Origin of the sequence: Winogradskyella flava, from assembly GCF_014243395.1 — a bacterium.
GTDB classification, from domain to species: Bacteria; Bacteroidota; Bacteroidia; order Flavobacteriales; family Flavobacteriaceae; genus Winogradskyella; species Winogradskyella flava.
This window is the reverse complement of sequence record NZ_JACLCP010000006.1, coordinates 111,300-129,233: the sequence shown is the minus strand read 5'-3', so window position 1 is coordinate 129,233 and position 17,934 is coordinate 111,300. Positions and strand designations below refer to the sequence as shown.

Annotated in this window: 31 protein-coding genes; 1 reads left to right on the top strand and 30 read right to left on the bottom strand. The window is 35.8% G+C overall.

Features of this window, described 5'->3' with window-relative positions:
• Positions 1 to 40: 40 nt before the first annotated feature.
• The 30 genes from rpsD to rpsL all read right to left on the bottom strand — a co-directional run bounded on the left by rpsD (position 41) and on the right by rpsL (position 16,004).
• The gene (gene rpsD / locus H7F21_RS16075) at positions 41 to 646 is read right to left on the bottom strand and encodes a 30S ribosomal protein S4 (protein ID WP_185790331.1); all 606 of its coding nucleotides are present in this window, start codon (positions 644 to 646) and stop codon (positions 41 to 43) included.
• Between the two features lie 175 nt (positions 647 to 821).
• On the bottom strand, positions 822 to 1,205 hold the full coding sequence (gene rpsK, locus H7F21_RS16070) for a 30S ribosomal protein S11 (protein WP_185790330.1): 384 nt from the start codon (positions 1,203 to 1,205) through the stop codon (positions 822 to 824).
• Between the two features lie 101 nt (positions 1,206 to 1,306).
• Positions 1,307 to 1,681, bottom strand: coding sequence for a 30S ribosomal protein S13 (gene rpsM / locus H7F21_RS16065; RefSeq protein ID WP_185790329.1), 375 nt, complete (start codon positions 1,679 to 1,681; stop codon positions 1,307 to 1,309).
• Positions 1,682 to 1,780: 99 nt separating this feature from the next.
• The gene (gene ykgO / locus H7F21_RS16060) at positions 1,781 to 1,897 is read right to left on the bottom strand and encodes a type B 50S ribosomal protein L36 (protein WP_008269159.1); all 117 of its coding nucleotides are present in this window, start codon (positions 1,895 to 1,897) and stop codon (positions 1,781 to 1,783) included.
• Between the two features lie 25 nt (positions 1,898 to 1,922).
• Positions 1,923 to 2,138 (bottom strand): translation initiation factor IF-1, encoded by a 216-nt coding sequence (gene infA, locus H7F21_RS16055; RefSeq protein ID WP_007094967.1) that lies wholly within the window; start codon positions 2,136 to 2,138, stop codon positions 1,923 to 1,925.
• Positions 2,139 to 2,222: 84 nt separating this feature from the next.
• On the bottom strand, positions 2,223 to 3,590 hold the full coding sequence (gene secY, locus H7F21_RS16050; protein WP_185790328.1) for a preprotein translocase subunit SecY: 1,368 nt from the start codon (positions 3,588 to 3,590) through the stop codon (positions 2,223 to 2,225).
• A 10-nt stretch (positions 3,591 to 3,600) separates the two neighbouring features.
• Positions 3,601 to 4,053, bottom strand: coding sequence for a 50S ribosomal protein L15 (gene rplO, locus H7F21_RS16045; protein WP_185790327.1), 453 nt, complete (start codon positions 4,051 to 4,053; stop codon positions 3,601 to 3,603).
• Between the two features lie 17 nt (positions 4,054 to 4,070).
• Positions 4,071 to 4,250, bottom strand: a complete 180-nt coding sequence (gene rpmD / locus H7F21_RS16040; protein ID WP_185790326.1) for a 50S ribosomal protein L30 — start codon at positions 4,248 to 4,250, stop codon at positions 4,071 to 4,073.
• A gap of 99 nt (positions 4,251 to 4,349) precedes the next feature.
• Positions 4,350 to 4,874, bottom strand: a complete 525-nt coding sequence (gene rpsE, locus H7F21_RS16035; RefSeq protein ID WP_185790325.1) for a 30S ribosomal protein S5 — start codon at positions 4,872 to 4,874, stop codon at positions 4,350 to 4,352.
• Between the two features lie 6 nt (positions 4,875 to 4,880).
• Positions 4,881 to 5,237, bottom strand: a complete 357-nt coding sequence (gene rplR, locus H7F21_RS16030; RefSeq protein WP_185790324.1) for a 50S ribosomal protein L18 — start codon at positions 5,235 to 5,237, stop codon at positions 4,881 to 4,883.
• Between the two features lie 10 nt (positions 5,238 to 5,247).
• Positions 5,248 to 5,790, bottom strand: a complete 543-nt coding sequence (gene rplF, locus H7F21_RS16025) for a 50S ribosomal protein L6 (RefSeq protein WP_185790323.1) — start codon at positions 5,788 to 5,790, stop codon at positions 5,248 to 5,250.
• A gap of 12 nt (positions 5,791 to 5,802) precedes the next feature.
• Positions 5,803 to 6,204 (bottom strand): 30S ribosomal protein S8, encoded by a 402-nt coding sequence (rpsH, locus tag H7F21_RS16020; RefSeq protein ID WP_185790322.1) that lies wholly within the window; start codon positions 6,202 to 6,204, stop codon positions 5,803 to 5,805.
• 102 nt (positions 6,205 to 6,306) lie between these two features.
• Complete coding sequence (gene rpsN / locus H7F21_RS16015; RefSeq protein ID WP_114300021.1) at positions 6,307 to 6,576, bottom strand: 30S ribosomal protein S14; 270 nt, start codon at positions 6,574 to 6,576, stop codon at positions 6,307 to 6,309.
• 2 nt (positions 6,577 to 6,578) lie between these two features.
• Positions 6,579 to 7,130 (bottom strand): 50S ribosomal protein L5, encoded by a 552-nt coding sequence (gene rplE / locus H7F21_RS16010; RefSeq protein WP_185790321.1) that lies wholly within the window; start codon positions 7,128 to 7,130, stop codon positions 6,579 to 6,581.
• Between the two features lie 2 nt (positions 7,131 to 7,132).
• Complete coding sequence (gene rplX / locus H7F21_RS16005; protein WP_185790320.1) at positions 7,133 to 7,444, bottom strand: 50S ribosomal protein L24; 312 nt, start codon at positions 7,442 to 7,444, stop codon at positions 7,133 to 7,135.
• Between the two features lie 12 nt (positions 7,445 to 7,456).
• Positions 7,457 to 7,825: a 50S ribosomal protein L14 gene (gene rplN, locus H7F21_RS16000; RefSeq protein WP_185790319.1), complete on the bottom strand. Its 369-nt coding sequence runs from the start codon at positions 7,823 to 7,825 to the stop codon at positions 7,457 to 7,459.
• 2 nt (positions 7,826 to 7,827) lie between these two features.
• Positions 7,828 to 8,085 carry a 30S ribosomal protein S17 gene (gene rpsQ, locus H7F21_RS15995; RefSeq protein WP_185790318.1) on the bottom strand — a complete coding sequence of 86 codons (258 nt, stop codon included), beginning with the start codon at positions 8,083 to 8,085 and terminating at the stop codon, positions 7,828 to 7,830.
• 17 nt (positions 8,086 to 8,102) lie between these two features.
• Complete coding sequence (gene rpmC / locus H7F21_RS15990) at positions 8,103 to 8,294, bottom strand: 50S ribosomal protein L29 (RefSeq protein ID WP_185790317.1); 192 nt, start codon at positions 8,292 to 8,294, stop codon at positions 8,103 to 8,105.
• An 11-nt stretch (positions 8,295 to 8,305) separates the two neighbouring features.
• Positions 8,306 to 8,725 carry a 50S ribosomal protein L16 gene (gene rplP, locus H7F21_RS15985; protein ID WP_185790316.1) on the bottom strand — a complete coding sequence of 140 codons (420 nt, stop codon included), beginning with the start codon at positions 8,723 to 8,725 and terminating at the stop codon, positions 8,306 to 8,308.
• Between the two features lie 20 nt (positions 8,726 to 8,745).
• Positions 8,746 to 9,462, bottom strand: a complete 717-nt coding sequence (rpsC, locus tag H7F21_RS15980; RefSeq protein WP_185790315.1) for a 30S ribosomal protein S3 — start codon at positions 9,460 to 9,462, stop codon at positions 8,746 to 8,748.
• A gap of 9 nt (positions 9,463 to 9,471) precedes the next feature.
• Positions 9,472 to 9,879 (bottom strand): 50S ribosomal protein L22, encoded by a 408-nt coding sequence (gene rplV / locus H7F21_RS15975; RefSeq protein WP_185790314.1) that lies wholly within the window; start codon positions 9,877 to 9,879, stop codon positions 9,472 to 9,474.
• A gap of 5 nt (positions 9,880 to 9,884) precedes the next feature.
• On the bottom strand, positions 9,885 to 10,163 hold the full coding sequence (gene rpsS / locus H7F21_RS15970) for a 30S ribosomal protein S19 (protein ID WP_008269180.1): 279 nt from the start codon (positions 10,161 to 10,163) through the stop codon (positions 9,885 to 9,887).
• Positions 10,164 to 10,173: 10 nt separating this feature from the next.
• A complete protein-coding gene (gene rplB / locus H7F21_RS15965) occupies positions 10,174 to 11,001 on the bottom strand; it encodes a 50S ribosomal protein L2 (protein WP_185790313.1) in 828 nt (275 codons plus the stop codon).
• Between the two features lie 8 nt (positions 11,002 to 11,009).
• Positions 11,010 to 11,300: a 50S ribosomal protein L23 gene (rplW, locus tag H7F21_RS15960; protein WP_185790312.1), complete on the bottom strand. Its 291-nt coding sequence runs from the start codon at positions 11,298 to 11,300 to the stop codon at positions 11,010 to 11,012.
• Positions 11,301 to 11,307: 7 nt separating this feature from the next.
• Entirely contained in the window at positions 11,308 to 11,937 is a 630-nt protein-coding gene (rplD, locus tag H7F21_RS15955; RefSeq protein ID WP_185790311.1) for a 50S ribosomal protein L4, read from the bottom strand.
• Positions 11,937 to 12,554 carry a 50S ribosomal protein L3 gene (gene rplC, locus H7F21_RS15950; protein WP_185790310.1) on the bottom strand — a complete coding sequence of 206 codons (618 nt, stop codon included), beginning with the start codon at positions 12,552 to 12,554 and terminating at the stop codon, positions 11,937 to 11,939. The genes rplD and rplC overlap by 1 nt, the downstream gene beginning before the upstream one ends.
• Positions 12,555 to 12,679: 125 nt before the next feature.
• Positions 12,680 to 12,985, bottom strand: coding sequence for a 30S ribosomal protein S10 (gene rpsJ / locus H7F21_RS15945; RefSeq protein WP_007650482.1), 306 nt, complete (start codon positions 12,983 to 12,985; stop codon positions 12,680 to 12,682).
• Between the two features lie 12 nt (positions 12,986 to 12,997).
• Complete coding sequence (fusA, locus tag H7F21_RS15940) at positions 12,998 to 15,124, bottom strand: elongation factor G (protein WP_185790309.1); 2,127 nt, start codon at positions 15,122 to 15,124, stop codon at positions 12,998 to 13,000.
• Positions 15,125 to 15,130: 6 nt separating this feature from the next.
• Positions 15,131 to 15,607 (bottom strand): 30S ribosomal protein S7, encoded by a 477-nt coding sequence (gene rpsG, locus H7F21_RS15935; RefSeq protein ID WP_155089972.1) that lies wholly within the window; start codon positions 15,605 to 15,607, stop codon positions 15,131 to 15,133.
• 22 nt (positions 15,608 to 15,629) lie between these two features.
• Complete coding sequence (rpsL, locus tag H7F21_RS15930) at positions 15,630 to 16,004, bottom strand: 30S ribosomal protein S12 (RefSeq protein ID WP_008269190.1); 375 nt, start codon at positions 16,002 to 16,004, stop codon at positions 15,630 to 15,632.
• A gap of 178 nt (positions 16,005 to 16,182) precedes the next feature.
• Here rpsL and H7F21_RS15925 point away from each other — a divergent pair, with 178 nt between their 5' ends.
• Positions 16,183 to 17,874 (top strand): POTRA domain-containing protein, encoded by a 1,692-nt coding sequence (locus H7F21_RS15925; RefSeq protein WP_185790308.1) that lies wholly within the window; start codon positions 16,183 to 16,185, stop codon positions 17,872 to 17,874.
• The last annotated feature ends 60 nt before the right edge of the window (positions 17,875 to 17,934 follow it).

Genomic DNA, 17,934 nt, shown 5'->3' with positions numbered 1-17,934 from the left:
TACACCCTTTGGCTAAATCCCAATATGATTAATAAATTTATTATTTAGAGTAAAGTTCAACGATAAATTGCTCGTTGATTTGTTCTGGAATTTGAATTCTGGCAGGAACAGAAACATATGTTCCTTCCATTGTGTCATTATTCCAAGTAATCCATTCGTAAACATTGCTAGAATTAGCCAATGAATTCGAAATAGCTTCTAAAGATTTAGATTTTTGTCTTACACCTACAACATCTCCTGCTTTCAATTGGTATGAAGGAATATTTACCTTTTCTCCATTAACTGTGATATGTCTGTGAGATACTAATTGTCTAGCACCACTTCTTGTTGGAGCAATACCCATTCTGAAAACAACGTTGTCTAAACGTGATTCACATAATTGTAATAAAACTTCACCTGTGATACCTTGAGCTGCAGTTGCTCTTTTAAACATGTTTCTGAATTGACGCTCTAAAATACCATAAGTATATTTCGCTTTTTGCTTTTCCATTAACTGGATAGCATATTCAGATTTTTTTCCACGACGACGGTTATTTCCATGCTGTCCTGGAGGATAGTTTCTTTTTTCGAAAGCTTTGTCATCTCCGAAAATAGCTTGCCCGAATTTACGAGCGATTTTTGTTTTAGGACCAGTATATCTTGCCATTTTTAATTTGTTTTGAGAGTGATTATAAAATTAAGGTCTTAATCTTATCCTTCTATAACCGTTAGTCTCTCGTTGATACTTGTTAATATTCGAATTTTTCAGTTTGCAAATTTACGCATAAAAAATTAATATCAGCCAAATAAATAGCTGATATTAATCTCTTTATAAGTGTAAATTATACACGACGTCTTTTAGGTGGACGACAACCGTTGTGTGGCATTGGAGTTACATCAATAATTTCTGATACTTCAATACCTGTATTGTGTATAGATCTGATAGCGGATTCTCTTCCGTTACCAGGACCTTTTACATAAACTTTTACTTTCTTTAATCCAGCTTCTTTAGCTACACCTGCAGCATCTTCTGCGGCTAATTGTGCAGCATAAGGCGTATTCTTTTTAGAACCTCTAAAGCCCATTTTACCAGCTGATGACCAAGAAATAACGTCACCTTTTTTATTTGTTAAAGAAATGATGATGTTGTTAAATGAAGCCGTAATGTGCGCTTCTCCGATTGCATCAACAATTACTTTACGTTTTTTTGTACTTGACTTTGCCATATCTTTTAGTTTCTAGTTGTTAGCTTTAGTTGTTAGAATCCTAAACTTTTACATTTCAGGCAGATTCATCTAACTTCTAAACTAATGACTAATGTCTGTTATTATTTAGTTACTTTTTTCTTGTTAGCAACCGTTTTTCTTCTTCCTTTTCTTGTACGAGAGTTGTTCTTAGTGCGCTGTCCTCTTAATGGAAGACCAGCTCTGTGACGAATACCTCTGTAACATCCAATATCCATTAATCGCTTAATGTTTAATTGAGTTTCAGAACGTAATTCACCTTCAATCTTGAAGTTACCAACTGCTTCACGAATTGCACCGATTTCGTCATCAGTCCAATCCTGTACTTTAGTACTTTCGTCTACTTTAGCAGTTTCTAAGATCTCTTTAGCTCTACTTCTACCTATCCCATAGATGTAAGTCAAGGACACTACTCCTCTTTTTTGTTTTGGTATATCTACACCTGCAATTCTTGCCATATAATTTAGTTTTTAGCTGTTAGTTTTTAGTTGTTAGAATCCTAAACCTTTCGATTTCGAACAGATTCGTCTAACTACTAATTACTAATGACTTTTCTTTTATCCTTGTCTTTGTTTGAATCTAGGATTCTTTTTGTTAATAACGTAAAGTCTTCCTTTACGGCGTACCAATTTACAATCAGCACTTCTCTTCTTAACTGATGCTCTTACTTTCATCTGTTTCTGTTTTTAAATACTACTTCTAGTATCTATAAGTTATACGAGCCTTAGTTAAATCGTAAGGACTCATTTCTAATTTTACTTTATCCCCTGGTAATAACTTAATATAATGCATACGCATTTTACCAGATATGTGTGCAGTCACAATGTGACCATTCTCTAATTCTACACGAAACATCGCATTTGATAATGCTTCTATTATCGTTCCGTCTTGTTCTATTGCTGCTTGTTTTGCCATAAATAATTTTTAAGTATTCAATCCTCAATTAACAAATACCTTGCCTAATTTTTTTGGATCGAACTCTCTAAATTAGTTTTATAATTATGAGGTCACAGATTTTCTGTTTTTACCTGTCTTCATCAAGCCATCATAATGCTTATTCAATAAATAAGAATTAATCTGCTGCATAGTATCAATGGCTACACCAACCATAATTAATAGTGATGTACCACCAAAGAATAACGCCCAACCTTGCTGCACTCCTGCAAACTGATAAACAAATGCGGGAAATATTGCTACTAATGCCAAGAAAATAGATCCTGGCAAAGTGATTTGAGACATTATTTTATCTAAATACTCCGCTGTTTCCGTACCTGGTCTAATACCTGGAATAAATCCTCCACTTCGTTTTAAATCGTCTGCCATCTTATTGGTAGGCACCGTAATCGCTGTATAGAAATACGTGAATATTATAATCAATAATGCAAATACTAAATTGTACCAGAATCCAAATAAGTTATTACCAAACTCAGCTTGTAACCATTGCCCTGTTTCTGTTCCTTCCAAGAAAGACGCTTGTCCAATTAAGCCCGGAACAAACATGATTGCTTGAGCAAATATAATTGGCATTACACCAGAAGCATTCAGCTTTAACGGTAAAAACTGACGTGATCCAAACACATTCTTCTCATAACCACCAGACGCTGTTCTTCTTGCATATTGCACAGCAATCTTTCGTACGGCCATAACCAAGAAGACAGATGCCAAAATAATTAAGAACCAGATCACCATCTCAATTAATATCATCATGAAACCACCATTACCACCATCTAATCTAGACGCTGCATTTAGTACAAATGACTGAGGCATAGTTGCAATGATACCAACCATAATTAATAATGATATACCATTACCAATACCTTTATCCGTAATCTTCTCTCCCAACCACATGGCAAATACACAACCTGTAACCAAGATAATTACTGAAGAAACGTAAAAGATATTTTCGTTGAAACCTGGAACTAATAAAGCGCCCATTGATTGTGCACCCGATAATGCAGGAACACTCGCCAAGTAACCTGGTGCTTGCACTAAACAAATACCTATGGTTAACCAACGTGTAATCTGAGTGATTTTCTTTTGCCCACTCGCACCTTCTTTCTGAAGTTTCTGTAAATAAGGAATCGCGATACCCATTAATTGAACAACGATGGATGCAGAAATGTATGGCATGATCCCTAAAGCAAATACAGAAGCATTCGCAAAGGCACCACCTGTAAAGGCATTTAACAATCCTAAGATACCACCATCCATACCAGCCTGTAAACCATCCAATTTATCAATATCAATACCTGGTAATACAACCTGAGCACCAAAACGATAAACCAATAATAAACCTAAGGTTAGAATAATTCTATCCTTAAGTTCAGTGATTTTCCAGACGTTTTTTAATGTTTCTATTATTTTCATCCTTGTGTTCTTATAAAGTTACAGCTTCACCACCTGCAGCTTCAATAGCAGCCTTTGCTGTAGCAGTAAATTTATGAGCAGTTACTTTTAATTTAGACTTTAACTCACCTCTACCTAAGATTTTAACAAGATCGTTTTTTCCTGCCTTTCCTAGTGATACAAGTGTTTCAAAATCTACAGCATCCTTTATCTTCTTCTCATCAACTAACTGTTGAAGTGTATCTAAGTTTATACCCTGATACTCTACTCTGTTTATGTTAGTAAAACCAAACTTAGGAACACGTCTCTGCAATGGCATTTGCCCACCTTCAAATCCTAATTTCTTAGAATATCCAGAACGTGACTTCGCACCTTTGTGTCCTCTTGTCGCAGTACCACCTTTACCAGATCCTTGACCACGGCCAACACGCTTTCCTTGATTTTTTACTGAACCTTCTGCAGGTTTTAAATTACTTAAATCCATTTTTTAAGTGTATATTTTTAAGCTTCCTCCACAGAAACTAAATGTTCAACTTTTCTTACCATACCAAGGATATTTGGTGTGGCATCGTGCTCTACTACTTGACCAATCTTTTTTAATCCTAAAGCTTCCAATGTTAGCTTTTGTCTTTTAGTACGATTGATTGCACTTTTTACTTTAGTTACTTTAATCTTTGCCATGTTATGCTAGTATTAAGTATATAGTATCAAGTATTTAGTATTATTAAAAATAGCTATAAAACTACTAACAACTAATTACTCCGTACTTCATACTATTCTTTATCCTTTAAATACTTTTTCAAGTGAAATTCCACGCTCTTTAGCTATAGCTTTAGCATCTCTTAATTGTAATAAAGCATCAAATGTTGCCTTAACTACATTATGAGGGTTAGAAGAGCCTTGAGATTTTGATAATACATCATGTATACCAACAGCTTCAAGTACTGTTCTTACAGCACCACCAGCAATAACCCCTGTACCAGGTGCAGCAGGAATAATGTTTACTCTAGCACCACCAAACTTACCTTTTTGCTCGTGTGGTAATGTTCCTTTGATAATAGGAATTCTAACTAAGTTCTTCTTAGCATCTTCTACAGCCTTTGCAATTGCAGTAGCAACATCTTTAGATTTTCCTAAACCATGTCCTACAACTCCTGCTTCGTCTCCTACAACAACAATAGCAGAAAAACCAAATGCTCTACCACCTTTTGTTACTTTAGTTACACGCTGTACGCCAACTAAGCGATCTTTTAATTCTAATCCGCCTGGCTTTACTAATTCTGCGTTTTTATATTTTTGATACATAATGTCTTAAAATTTAAGTCCTGCTTCTCTAGCACCTTCTGCTAATGATTTTACCCTTCCGTGATATAAGTAACCACCTCTATCAAAAGAAATAGTTTCAACACCAGCTTTCATAGCCTTTTCCGCAACAGTCTTACCAACTAAAGCAGCAACTTCAGTTTTGTTTCCTTTAGACTTTGCTATATCCTTATCTCTTGAAGATGCAGCAGCTATAGTTTCACCAGTTACATCATTCACGACTTGAGCATAAATTTCTTTATTACTTCTAAAAACAGCTAATCTTGGTCTTGCTTCAGTACCAGACACTACCTTACGGATTCTGCTTTTTATTCTTATTCTTCTTTCGTTCTTTGTCAATGCCATAACTTAATTATTAAGCTGATTTACCTGCTTTTCTTCTAATTTCTTCACCAACAAACTTGATACCTTTTCCTTTGTAAGGTTCTGGCTTACGGAAACCGCGAATTTTCGCAGCTACTTGACCGACCAATTGTTTGTCATGGGATGTTAATTTAACGATTGGATTCTTTCCTTTTTCTGAAACCGTCTCAACTTTCACCTCTGGAGCAATATCCAAAACGATATTATGAGAGAAACCAATGGCTAAATCTAACTTCTGTCCTTGATTTGATGCTCTGTAACCTACACCAACTAATTCTAGTTCTTTGGTCCAGCCATTAGAAACACCTTCTATCATATTAGCAATTAACGCTCTGTAAAGTCCGTGCTTTGCTCTGTGATCTTTTTTCTCAGAAGGACGCGTCAATGTAATTGTACCGTCTTCTATTTTAATTTCAACTTCTGAATACTCCTGAGTTAATTCTCCTAATTTCCCTTTAGCAGTAATTAGGTTGTCTTTAACTTCAACTGTAACACCTTCAGGAATTGTTATTGGGTTTTTACCTATTCTTGACATAATTTCCTGTTTTTAGTATACGTAGCATAATACTTCGCCACCAACGTTTTCTCTTTGCGCTTGTTTACCCGTCATAACACCATGAGAAGTAGAAACAATTGCAATACCTAAACCATTTAAGATTCTTGGCATTTCGTTAGCGCCTGCGTATTTACGTAGACCTGGTTTACTGATTCTTTGAATTTTTTTGATAACCGACTCTTTAGTGTCTTTGTTATACTTTAAGGCAATCTTAATTGCACCTTGTGTAGTAGACTTGTCATCAAATTTATAACTTAATATATATCCTTGATCGAATAATATTTTAGTTATCTCCTTTTTTAAGTTAGATGCAGGGATTTCTACCACTCTGTGGTTTGCTTTCACAGCATTTCTAACTCGCGTTAAATAATCCGCTATTGGATCTGTGTACATAGTTTTTAGTTTTGGAAAATGGTTTTCGACTATTTCGAACCTATATTCCGATTATACAATAATTCTATTGTTAATAGTACAGAAGCTAATTCGCTTCCTTATTTACCAACTTGCTTTCTTTACACCAGGAATTAACCCTTTGTTAGCCATTTCTCGAAACATTACACGGGAAATTCCAAACTGTCTCATATAACCTTTTGGTCTACCTGTAAGTTTACAACGGTTGTGCATGCGTATTGGTGATGCGTTTTTTGGCAACTTTTGCAATGCTTCGTAATCTCCAGCTTCTTTTAAAGCTTTTCTTTTCTCAGCATATTTAGCAACCATTTTTGCACGCTTCACCTCACGAGCTTTCATTGATTCTTTAGCCATAATTAATTCTTTTTAAATGGTAATCCTAGTTCTGTTAATAATGACTTCGCTTCTTTATCTGTTTCTGCAGAAGTCACAAATGTGATATCCATACCAGAAATCTTATTGATTTTATCAATATCAATTTCCGGGAAAATGATTTGTTCCGTAACACCTAAGTTATAGTTTCCACGACCATCAAAACCAGTAGCTTTAATACCGTTAAAATCTCTAACTCGTGGTAAAGCTGAAGTCACCAAACGGTCTAAGAACTCGTACATTTGCTCACCTCTTAAAGTCACCTTAGCACCAATTGGCATACCTTTACGTAACTTAAAAGATGCAACATCTTTCTTAGATATTGTAGCAATAGCTCTCTGTCCAGTAATCTTAGTTAACTCATCAACAGCGTGATCGATTAACTTTTTATCCGCAACCGCAGCACCGACACCTTTAGATAAAACTATCTTTTCTAGCTTAGGTACTTGCATTACATTCTTATATCCAAATTCTTCTGTAAGAGCAGGAATTACTTTATCCTTATACTCTTGTTTTAATCTTGCAACGTAAGCCATAATTAAATTACTTCATTAGATTTTTTAGAAAATCTTACTTTATTGTCGCCATCCATTCTAAAACCAACTCTAGTAGTTTCTCCCTTACTTGTTAATAAAGACAAGTTAGACATGTGAATTGATGCTTCTTTCTCTACAATTCCACCTTGAGGGTTTTGCGCACTTGGTTTAGTATGTTTCTTCACCATGTTTACACCTTCTACGATGGCCTTGTTCTTATCTTTTAATACCTTAAGCACCTTACCTTCAGAACCTTTATGGTCTCCAGCAATGACTTGTACCGTATCTCCTGATTTTATTTTAAGCTTTGTCATCTTATTTATCAATTAAAGCACTTCTGGTGCTAATGATACAATTTTCATGAATTGTTTATCACGAAGTTCTCTAGCTACAGGACCAAAAACACGAGTTCCTCTCATTTCACCCTGAGGGTTTAAAAGCACACATGCATTGTCATCAAATCTAATATAAGATCCATCTGGACGTCTTACTTCTTTAGCAGTACGCACAACAACAGCAGTTGAAACTGCACCTTTCTTGATACTTCCGTTAGGAGTTGCATCCTTAACAGATACTACAATTTTATCTCCAACCGACGCATATCGTCTTTTTGTTCCACCTAGTACACGGATAGTTAAAACTTCCTTTGCACCAGTATTGTCAGCTACTTTTAATCTTGATTCTTGTTGTACCATAATTACTTCGCTCTTTCAATTATTTCTACCAATCTCCAACACTTAGATTTACTCATAGGTCGTGTTTCCATGATCTTTACAGTATCTCCTTCGTTGCAGTCGTTTGTTTCATCGTGTGCGACATATTTCTTTGTCTTTAACACGAACTTTCCATACATAGGGTGTTTTACTTTTTTAACCTCTGCAACAACAATAGATTTCTCCATTTTGCTACTAGTTACTATCCCTATACGTTCTTTTCTTAAGTTTCTTTTTTCCATCTTTCAGCAGAATACAATTATTGTCCGTCTCTTTTAGTTAATTCTGTCGCAACTCTAGCTACAGCACGACGCGCGTGACGTAATTGAATTGGATTTTCTAAAGGAGATATTGCGTGAGCCATTTTTAGGTCTACATAACTCTTTTTAGTCTCACTAAGTTTTTCTTGTAACTCAGCTGTTGAGAGCTGTTTAATTTCTGATTGCTTCATAATTTCTTTTATTAAGCTTCGTAATCTCTAGCTATGACAAACTTAGTTTTTACTGGAAGTTTTTGGGCTGCCAAACGCAAAGCTTCTTGAGCTGTTGCTAACGGTACACCACTTACTTCAAATAACATGCGTCCTGGTTTTACAACGGCTGCCCAATATTCAACGGCACCTTTACCCTTACCCATACGTACTTCAAGAGGCTTCTTTGTAATAGGCTTATCTGGGAATATCATAATCCAGATAGAACCTTCTCTTTTCATGTAACGTGTAGCGGCAATACGTGCTGCTTCTATTTGACGTGCAGTTATAAAAGACGAGTCTAATGATTTAATACCGAAAGTACCATTTGATAACAAATGACCTCTTCCCGCATTTCCTTTCATACGACCTTTTTGCTGCTTACGAAATTTTGTTCTTTTAGGCTGTAACATTTTTTCTTTTCTTTAAAAAATTACTTTCTACGACGTTGGTTTCCTTTGTTTCCACCACGTCCACCTTTTCCTTTTTGCTTAGAAAGACCAACTAATGGAGAAAGTTCTCTTTTTCCATAGACCTCACCTTTCATAATCCACACCTTCACACCTAATCTACCATAAGTAGTATGTGCTTCAACTAAAGCATAATCAATATCAGCTCTAAATGTAGATAACGGAATACGTCCTTCTTTGTAGTGCTCAGAACGTGCCATTTCAGCACCATTCAAACGACCACTAATCTGAACTTTAATTCCTTCAGCATTCATACGCATTGCAGCAGCGATAGCCATTTTTATTGCACGTCTATATGAGATTCGACTTTCAATTTGACGAGCAATACTTGCTGCTACTAAATGTGCATCTAGTTCAGGTCTCTTAATTTCAAAGATGTTCAATTGAACTTCTTTGCCAGTAATCTTTTTAAGCTCTTCTTTTAACTTATCTACCTCTTGACCACCTTTACCGATAATAATACCAGGTCTAGCAGTAGTGATAGTAACGGTTACAAGTTTAAGCGTACGCTCAATAATTACTCTACTTACACTAGCTTTAGATAGACGAGCATGAATATACTTTCTAATCTTATCGTCTTCGGCAAGTTTATCACCATAATCGTTTCCTCCGTACCAGTTAGATTCCCATCCTCTGATAATTCCTAAGCGATTTCCGATTGGATTTGTCTTTTGTCCCATATCTCTATCCTAGCTTTGTGTTTTATTTAATGAATCGATAACCACGGTAACGTGATTAGATCTTTTTCTAATTCTATGTGCTCTACCTTGAGGAGCTGGACGTAATCTTTTTAACATAGATCCACCATCTACTCTTATTTCTTTAATGTAAAGCTTTGCTTCTTCGACGTCTGCATCTTCGTTTTTAGCTTGCCAGTTTGCAATTGCAGACATGACCAATTTCTCTAAACGACGAGACGCTTCCTTAGGACTAAATCTAAGAATCTGAAGCGCTTTCTCAGCCTTTTCTCCCCTTACTAAATCCGCTACTAAGCGCATTTTTCTTGGAGATGTAGGACAGTTATTTAGCTTAGCAAAAGCAACTTGCTTTTTTTCCGCCTTAATAGCTTCCGCCATTTGTTTTTTACGACTTCCCATGATTCTTATTTTTTACCTTTATTCTTAGCACCTGCATGACCTCTAAAAGATCGTGTTGGTGAAAATTCTCCTAATTTGTGACCTACCATGTTTTCAGTTACATAAACTGGAACAAATTGACGACCATTGTGAACTGCTATAGTCTGACCAACGAAATCTGGAGAAATCATTGATGCCCTAGACCAAGTTTTAATTACCGTCTTTTTATTTGAAGCTACATTTTCTGCAACTTTCTTTTCTAACTTATAATGGATATAAGGTCCTTTTTTTAATGAACGTGCCATACTATCTTAATTATTTCTTTCTACGTTCTACAATATATTTATTACTCGCTTTCGTCTTAGAACGCGTTCTATAACCCTTAGCAGGAATACCATTTCTAGATCTTGGGTGTCCACCTGAAGACTTACCTTCACCACCACCCATTGGATGATCTACTGGATTCATTACTACTGGTCTTGTACGAGGACGTCTTCCCAACCATCTACTTCTACCTGCTTTACCGGATACAAGTAATTGATGATCTGAATTAGATATAACACCTATTGTAGCCATGCACGTTGCTAATACCATTCTAGTTTCACCAGATGGTAACTTAATCGTAGCAAACTTACCATCCCTTGCCATTAATTGAGCAAATGCACCAGCACTACGCGCCATAACAGCACCTTGTCCTGGACGCAACTCTATACAAGAAATAATAGTACCTAAAGGTATTTCACTTAATGGCATTGCGTTTCCTATTTCAGGAGCGACACCACTTTCACCAGAAACTATTTTTTGCCCTACTTGTAAACCATTTTGAGCGATAACATAACGCTTCTCGCCATCTTGATAGTTTAATAAAGCAATAAATGCTGTTCTGTTTGGATCGTACTCGATAGTTTTAACTTCCGCTGGAATACCAGTTTTGTTGCGTTTAAAATCGATAATACGATACTTTTTCTTATGACCACCACCTTTGTAGCGCATGGTCATTTTTCCTTGACTGTTTCTACCACCAGTTCTTTTTTTCGGAGCAAGCAAGCTTTTCTCCGGCTTATCAGTAGTGATGGCGTCAAATCCATTTACTACTCTAAATCGCTGAGCTGATGTGATTGGTTTTAATTTTCTTACTGACATAAGTCTAATTACATGTTAGCGTATAAATCTATTGTTTCACCTTCCGCCAGTTGTACAATTGCCTTTTTAACAGCATTTGTTTTACCATGTTGAATACCCGTTTTTGTGAAACGAGTTTTTCTATCTGGACGGACATTTATCGTACGAACTTTTTCTACAGAAACACCATAAGCAGCTTCAACCGCCTTTTTGATTTCTACCTTGTTCGCCTTAGTATTCACTTCAAACGCATAAGCGTTAAGCACCTCGCTTTGCATGGTTGCTTTTTCTGTGATGATAGGTTTTATTAAGATACTCATCTGTATTCTATTTACTTAAGTTCGATTCAATTCCTTCTAATGCACCTTCTAACAGAACTACTTTGTTAGCATTCATTATTTTGTAAGTGCTTAATTCTGAGCTAGTTACAACTTCAGAACCTTTCAAATTGCGCGACGACAAATATACGTTATTATTTGAGTCACCCAACACAAATAGAGATTTTTTGTTATCTATCTCTAATGCTTTCAAGACATCAACGAAATGTTTAGTCTTTGGTGCATCGAAATTAAAATCTTCCAATACAACAATTGACTTGTCATTTGCCTTGATACTTAATGCAGATTTACGTGCTAATCGCTTTACGTTTTTGTTTAATTTAAAACCGTAGTTTCTTGGTCTTGGACCAAACATACGACCACCACCTTTAAATACACCTGACTTAATTGAACCTGCACGTGCTGTACCAGTTCCCTTTTGTTTTTTGATCTTACGTGTACTTCCAGTAATTTCTGCTCTTTCTTTAGCCTTATGCGTTCCTTGTCTTTGGTTTGCTAAGTATTGCTTAACATCTAAATAGACAGCATGATTATTAGGCTCTATAGCGAATACGTCTTTAGAAAGCTCAGCTTTTCTTCCCGTATCTTTTCCGTTTATATCTAAAACTGCTACTTTCATTACTTCTCAATAATTACATAAGAATTCTTGTGACCAGGAACACATCCTTTTACAACAAGTAAGTTCTTTTCAGGAACTACTTTATAAACTCTTAAATTTTGAACTTTAACTGTTTCACCACCCATTCTTCCGGCCATCTTCATTCCTTTGAATACTCTCGCAGGATAAGAAGCTGCACCAATAGAACCAGGAGCTCTTAAACGGTTGTGTTGACCATGCGTTGCTTGACCTACACCACCAAAATTGTGACGTTTAACTACACCTTGAAAACCTTTACCTTTAGAAGTACCTGCAACATCTACAAATTCTCCTTCGATAAATTGTTCTACAGTGATTGCATCACCTAACTTGTACTCCCCATCAAAACCTTTAAATTCTACGACTTTGCGTTTTACAGAAGTACCCGCTTTTTTCGCATGCCCTTGGGCAGCTTTAGTAGCGCTTTTTTCTGTCGCGTCATCGAAACCTAATTGAAGTGCATTATAACCATCCACTTCTTCAGTTCTGACTTGGGTAACGATACATGGCCCAGCTTCGATTACTGTACATGGAATGTTTTTTCCATTTTCATCGAAAATGCTGGTCATACCGATTTTTTTTCCAATTAACCCAGACATATTTATTATTTATTAATTATTATTCTTTATTTAAAATTCAAGGCTGAAAAATACGTTTCAGCCTTGAATTGTATTTTTTACCGTTTTTCCCGCGACCGCATCGGTGGGACATGTTTCTTGTTTACTTACACCTTAATCTCAACTTCAACGCCACTTGGTAATTCAAGCTTCATTAAAGCGTCAATTGTCTTAGAAGATGAAGAGTAGATATCCAATAATCTCTTGTAAGAGCTTAATTGAAATTGTTCTCTAGACTTCTTATTAACGTGTGGTGAACGTAACACAGTGAAAATTTTCTTGTGTGTTGGTAAAGGAATTGGACCTGTTACAACAGCACCTGTGCTTTTTACTGTTTTTACAATCTTATCAGCAGACTTGTCAACTAAATTATGATCGTAAGACTTTAATTTTATTCTAATTTTCTGACTCATTTTCTTTTAGTTTTAAGCTTCTACGCCTTTTGCTGCTTTGATTACTTCTTCTGATATATTAGATGGTGTCTCAGCATAATGAGAGAATTCCATTGTTGATGTTGCTCTACCTGAAGACAATGTTCTCAACGTAGTTACATAACCAAACATTTCAGATAATGGGACAGTAGCTTTTACAGTTTTAGCACCAGCTCTATCACCCATGTCACTTACTTGCCCTCTTCTTCTATTCAGGTCACCAACGATATCTCCCATATTCTCTTCTGGAGTAATTACTTCCAATTTCATTATTGGCTCCATAATTACAGCCTTAGCAGCTTTTGCAGAATTCTTGAATCCTAACTTGGCAGCTAATTCGAATGATAATTGATCAGAATCCACATCGTGATACGACCCGTCTTTCAACGTAACTTTCATAGCATCTACTTCGTAACCCGCAAGAGGTCCGTTTTGCATTGCCATCTTAAATCCTTTCTCGATAGATGGTATAAACTCCTTAGGAACATTACCACCTTTTATGATAGACTCAAATTGAAGTCCAACTTGACCTTCATCAGCAGGCTCAATAGTAAAGACGATATCTGCAAATTTACCACGACCACCAGATTGCTTTTTATAAACTTCTCTATGATCTGCAGCCTGCGTAATAGCCTCTTTGTACTCTACTTGTGGTTGACCTTGATTTACCTCAACTTTAAATTCACGCTTCAAACGATCCACGATAATATCTAAGTGAAGCTCACCCATACCAGAAATAATAGTCTGACCTGAAGCTTCATCAGTTCTAACAGTAAATGTTGGATCCTCTTCTGCAAGCTTTCCTAAAGCCATGCCTAATTTATCTACGTCTGCCTTAGTTTTAGGCTCAACCGCAATACCAATTACTGGATCAGGGAAGTCCATAGATTCTAAAACAATAGGATGCTTTTCATCAGACATGGTATCACCCGTCTTAATATCTTTAAATCCTACTGCAGCTCCAATATCACCAGCTTCGATAAAATCAATAGCATTTTGCTTATTAGAGTGCATTTGATAAATTCTAGAAATACGCTCTTTTTTACCCGAACGATTGTTCAAGATATAAGAACCAGCATCTAAACGACCAGAGTAAGCTCTAAAGAAAGCCAAACGACCCACGAAAGGATCGGTTGCAATCTTAAATGCAAGAGCAGCGAAAGGCTCTTTTACATCTGGCTTACGAATCTCTTCTTGCTCCGTATCTGGATTCATACCAATAATACCTTCCTTATCTACTGGAGAAGGTAAGTAACGACATACAGCATCTAACAAGAACTGTACACCTTTATTTTTGAATGCAGAACCACAAATCATTGGAATAATAGACATATCCATTACAGCAGCTCTAAGTGCAGCGTGCACTTCGTCTTCTGTAATAGAGTCTTCATCTTCCATATACTTTTCTAACAGATTCTCATCATAAGCGGCAACCTCTTCGATAAGCTTACCTCTTAATTCTGCAGCTTCTGCTTTTAATTCTTCAGGAATATCGATAACATCAAAAGTAGACCCTTGAGTTTCATCATGCCAAACAATCGCACGGTTCTTAACTAAGTCTACGATACCTTTAAAATCGATTTCGTCACCAATATTCATTACGATTGGTACAGCATTAGAACCTAACATATCCTTAACTTGTTGACATACTGCCATAAAGTTAGATCCTTGACGGTCCATTTTGTTCACGAAACCAATACGTGGTACTTTATAATTATCTGCAAGTCTCCAGTTAGTTTCAGACTGAGGCTCAACGCCATCCACTGCACTAAATAAGAATACTAGACCATCTAACACACGTAATGAACGGTTTACTTCAACCGTAAAATCAACGTGACCTGGAGTATCTATAATATTAAAGTGATACCCTTTAGTCTCAGGAGTTGATTGACCATTCTCTAATGGAAAGTTCCATGTACAAGTTGTAGCAGCAGAAGTAATTGTAATACCTCTTTCTTGCTCTTGTTCCATCCAGTCCATTGTAGCCGCACCATCATGTACTTCACCAATTTTGTGCGATACACCTGTATAATAAAGAATACGCTCTGTAGTAGTAGTTTTGCCTGCATCAATATGAGCGGCAATACCTATATTTCTTGTAAATTTTAAATCTCTTCCCATTTCTAATTAAAATCTAAAGTGTGAGAATGCTTTGTTTGCTTCTGCCATTTTGTGAGTATCAACTCTTTTCTTAACAGCTGCACCTTCTTCTTTAGCAGCAGCTAATACTTCTGAAGCTAAACGTTGTGCCATAGATTTTTCGTTTCTTTTACGTGCGTAGCTAATTAACCACTTCATAGCCGTAGAAACTTTACGGTCTGGACGAATCTGCATTGGAATTTGGAATGTAGCTCCACCTACACGACGACTACGTACTTCTACGTGAGGCATCACATTAGATAAGGCTTCTTTCCAGATTTCTAACGCCGTTTTTTCGTCATCATTCTTTTTCTCTTCAACAATATCAATTGCATCGTAGAATACTTTAAAAGCTACAGACTTCTTACCGTCCCACATCATCATGTTAACAAAACGTGTCACTAACTGATCATTAAATCTTGGGTCTGGTAAAAGCGGTCTCTTTTTTGCTGCTCTTTTTCTCATGTCTTCTTCTTAAAGTTTTAAATTACTTTTTAGGGCGTTTTGCTCCATACTTAGATCTACGTTGTGTGCGACCAGCAACACCTGCTGTATCTAATGCACCACGAACGATGTGATATCTAACACCTGGCAAATCTTTTACCCTTCCACCTCTAACCAATACTATCGAGTGCTCTTGTAGGTTGTGACCCTCTCCACCAATGTATGCATTGACCTCGTTTCCGTTTGTTAAACGAACCCTTGCCACCTTACGCATTGCTGAGTTAGGTTTCTTAGGTGTTGTTGTATAAACACGAGTACATACACCACGTCTCTGAGGACACGAATCTAAAGCAGCCGATTTACTCTTCTTGGTTATTTTGGCTCTTCCTTTTCGTACTAATTGTGAAATTGTTGGCATATATTTCTATATAAAAATTTTATTAACCCTCACTTTTGAGGGCTGCAAAGGTAGAAATATATATTTATAATTCAAATACTTCAGAATTTATTTTTCAAAGAAATATCACTATTCATTTTACACATATATATAATGACCTATTTTTACGTTATCATTTGAGTTATTCCATTACCATTTAATGACTTTTATTAGACGATTTATTATTATTCAACTCTTGATTTTTTCAAATCAAGGCCATAGTCAAAATTTAGACCTGAAAGTTGTGGGTGAAAACAACAATAAAACGACTATTATTGATTCTACAGGTTATACAAACTCCTTTGAAAATTATAAAGATATTGAGTCAGAATTAAACGCACTTAGAAGAAAGCTCACAAGGCTCGGCTATATCGACACAACAATTGACACTATTATAAGGCAAAATGACACCTTGTTTAAAGCACAATTGTATATAGGAGTAAAAATTAATAGAATTAGAATTAATTATGATTCGAACTTTAATACTGAACTATTAAAATTTGTAAATCACGATTATAAAAACAATGAAAATTTCTTTGAATTAGATGTTTCTAGACTTGAAAGTTCTCTTGAAGAATTGAACTCTAAAATAGCTGAGCAAGGTGATCCATTTTCGACTTTACAATTAATTAACATTACTAAGTTGAATTCAGATTTAATTTCTGCTGACCTAAACATAAAATCCAACCAAAAACGACGAATTGATAAGATTGTTGTAAAAGGCTATGAGAAATTCCCTCAATCCTATGTTAAGAGATTCATGAAGTTAAGGACTGGTAAAACTTTTAATTTGAACGAAATTAAAGAAAAAGTCGAACTACTTGAAGACTTAAGGTTTGCCAATAAAATAAGAGACCCTGAAGTTCTCTTTACAAAAGATTCTACTACGCTGTATCTATATATCGAAAAAACACGGACCAACAACTTTGATGGCTTCCTTGGTTTTGGAACAAATGAAAATACCAACAAGATTGAGTTCGACGGCTACCTTGATTTAAGACTTATTAATAATCTCAATTTTGGTGAAACCTTAAACTTATTCTATAAAAGCGATGAGATAGACCAACAAACTTTTAGAGTTGATGCTGATTTACCGTATTTATTTGGTTCGCCCTTAGGATTGCAGGTTGGCCTGAATATCTTTAGAAAAGACACCACATTTTCTAATGCCAGGCAATATGCGAAAATAAATTATCAAATCAATGCACAGCATAGAATTGGAGCTGGTATTACTTCAACCAATTCTACAAATCTTTTAGATACTGACACTAATATCCTCAATGACTACACCTCTAATTACTATACCTTAAATTATAACTATACTAAACCTCAATTTTACGACCCTTTATTTCCAGTAAATTTTTGGTTCGATTTATCATCCGGTTTTGGCGATAGAGAAAACGATTCGAGCAATGAAAATCAAACGGTTTTTAACTTGGACACCTATAAAATCTTTAATCTTAATTCTAAAAATAGCATTTATACAAGATTAAACGGAGCTCTTCTTACGTCAGATAATTATTTGGATAATGAGCTTTTTAGGTTTGGAGGCATTAACTCCATACGTGGTTTTGAAGAAAATAGTTTAGTGGCTAATCTTTATGGTGTCTTAAATACGGAATACCGTTATCGCTTGAGCAATAGTATTTATGTACATTCCGTCTTAGATGCAGCATATTTTGAAAATAGAATAACAGACACTAAAGAAAAACTATTTGGATTTGGATTTGGACTGGGTTTATTGACCAATGCTGGATTATTTCGCTTAAACTACTCCAGTGGAAAATCTGAAAACCGACAGTTTAGATTATCGGATTCTAAAGTGCACGTAAGTTTAACGGCTACGTTTTAAAGAAAATCAACCATGGTCTTTTACATTATCCTCATTATTTGTATCTAAAAAACAGATTTT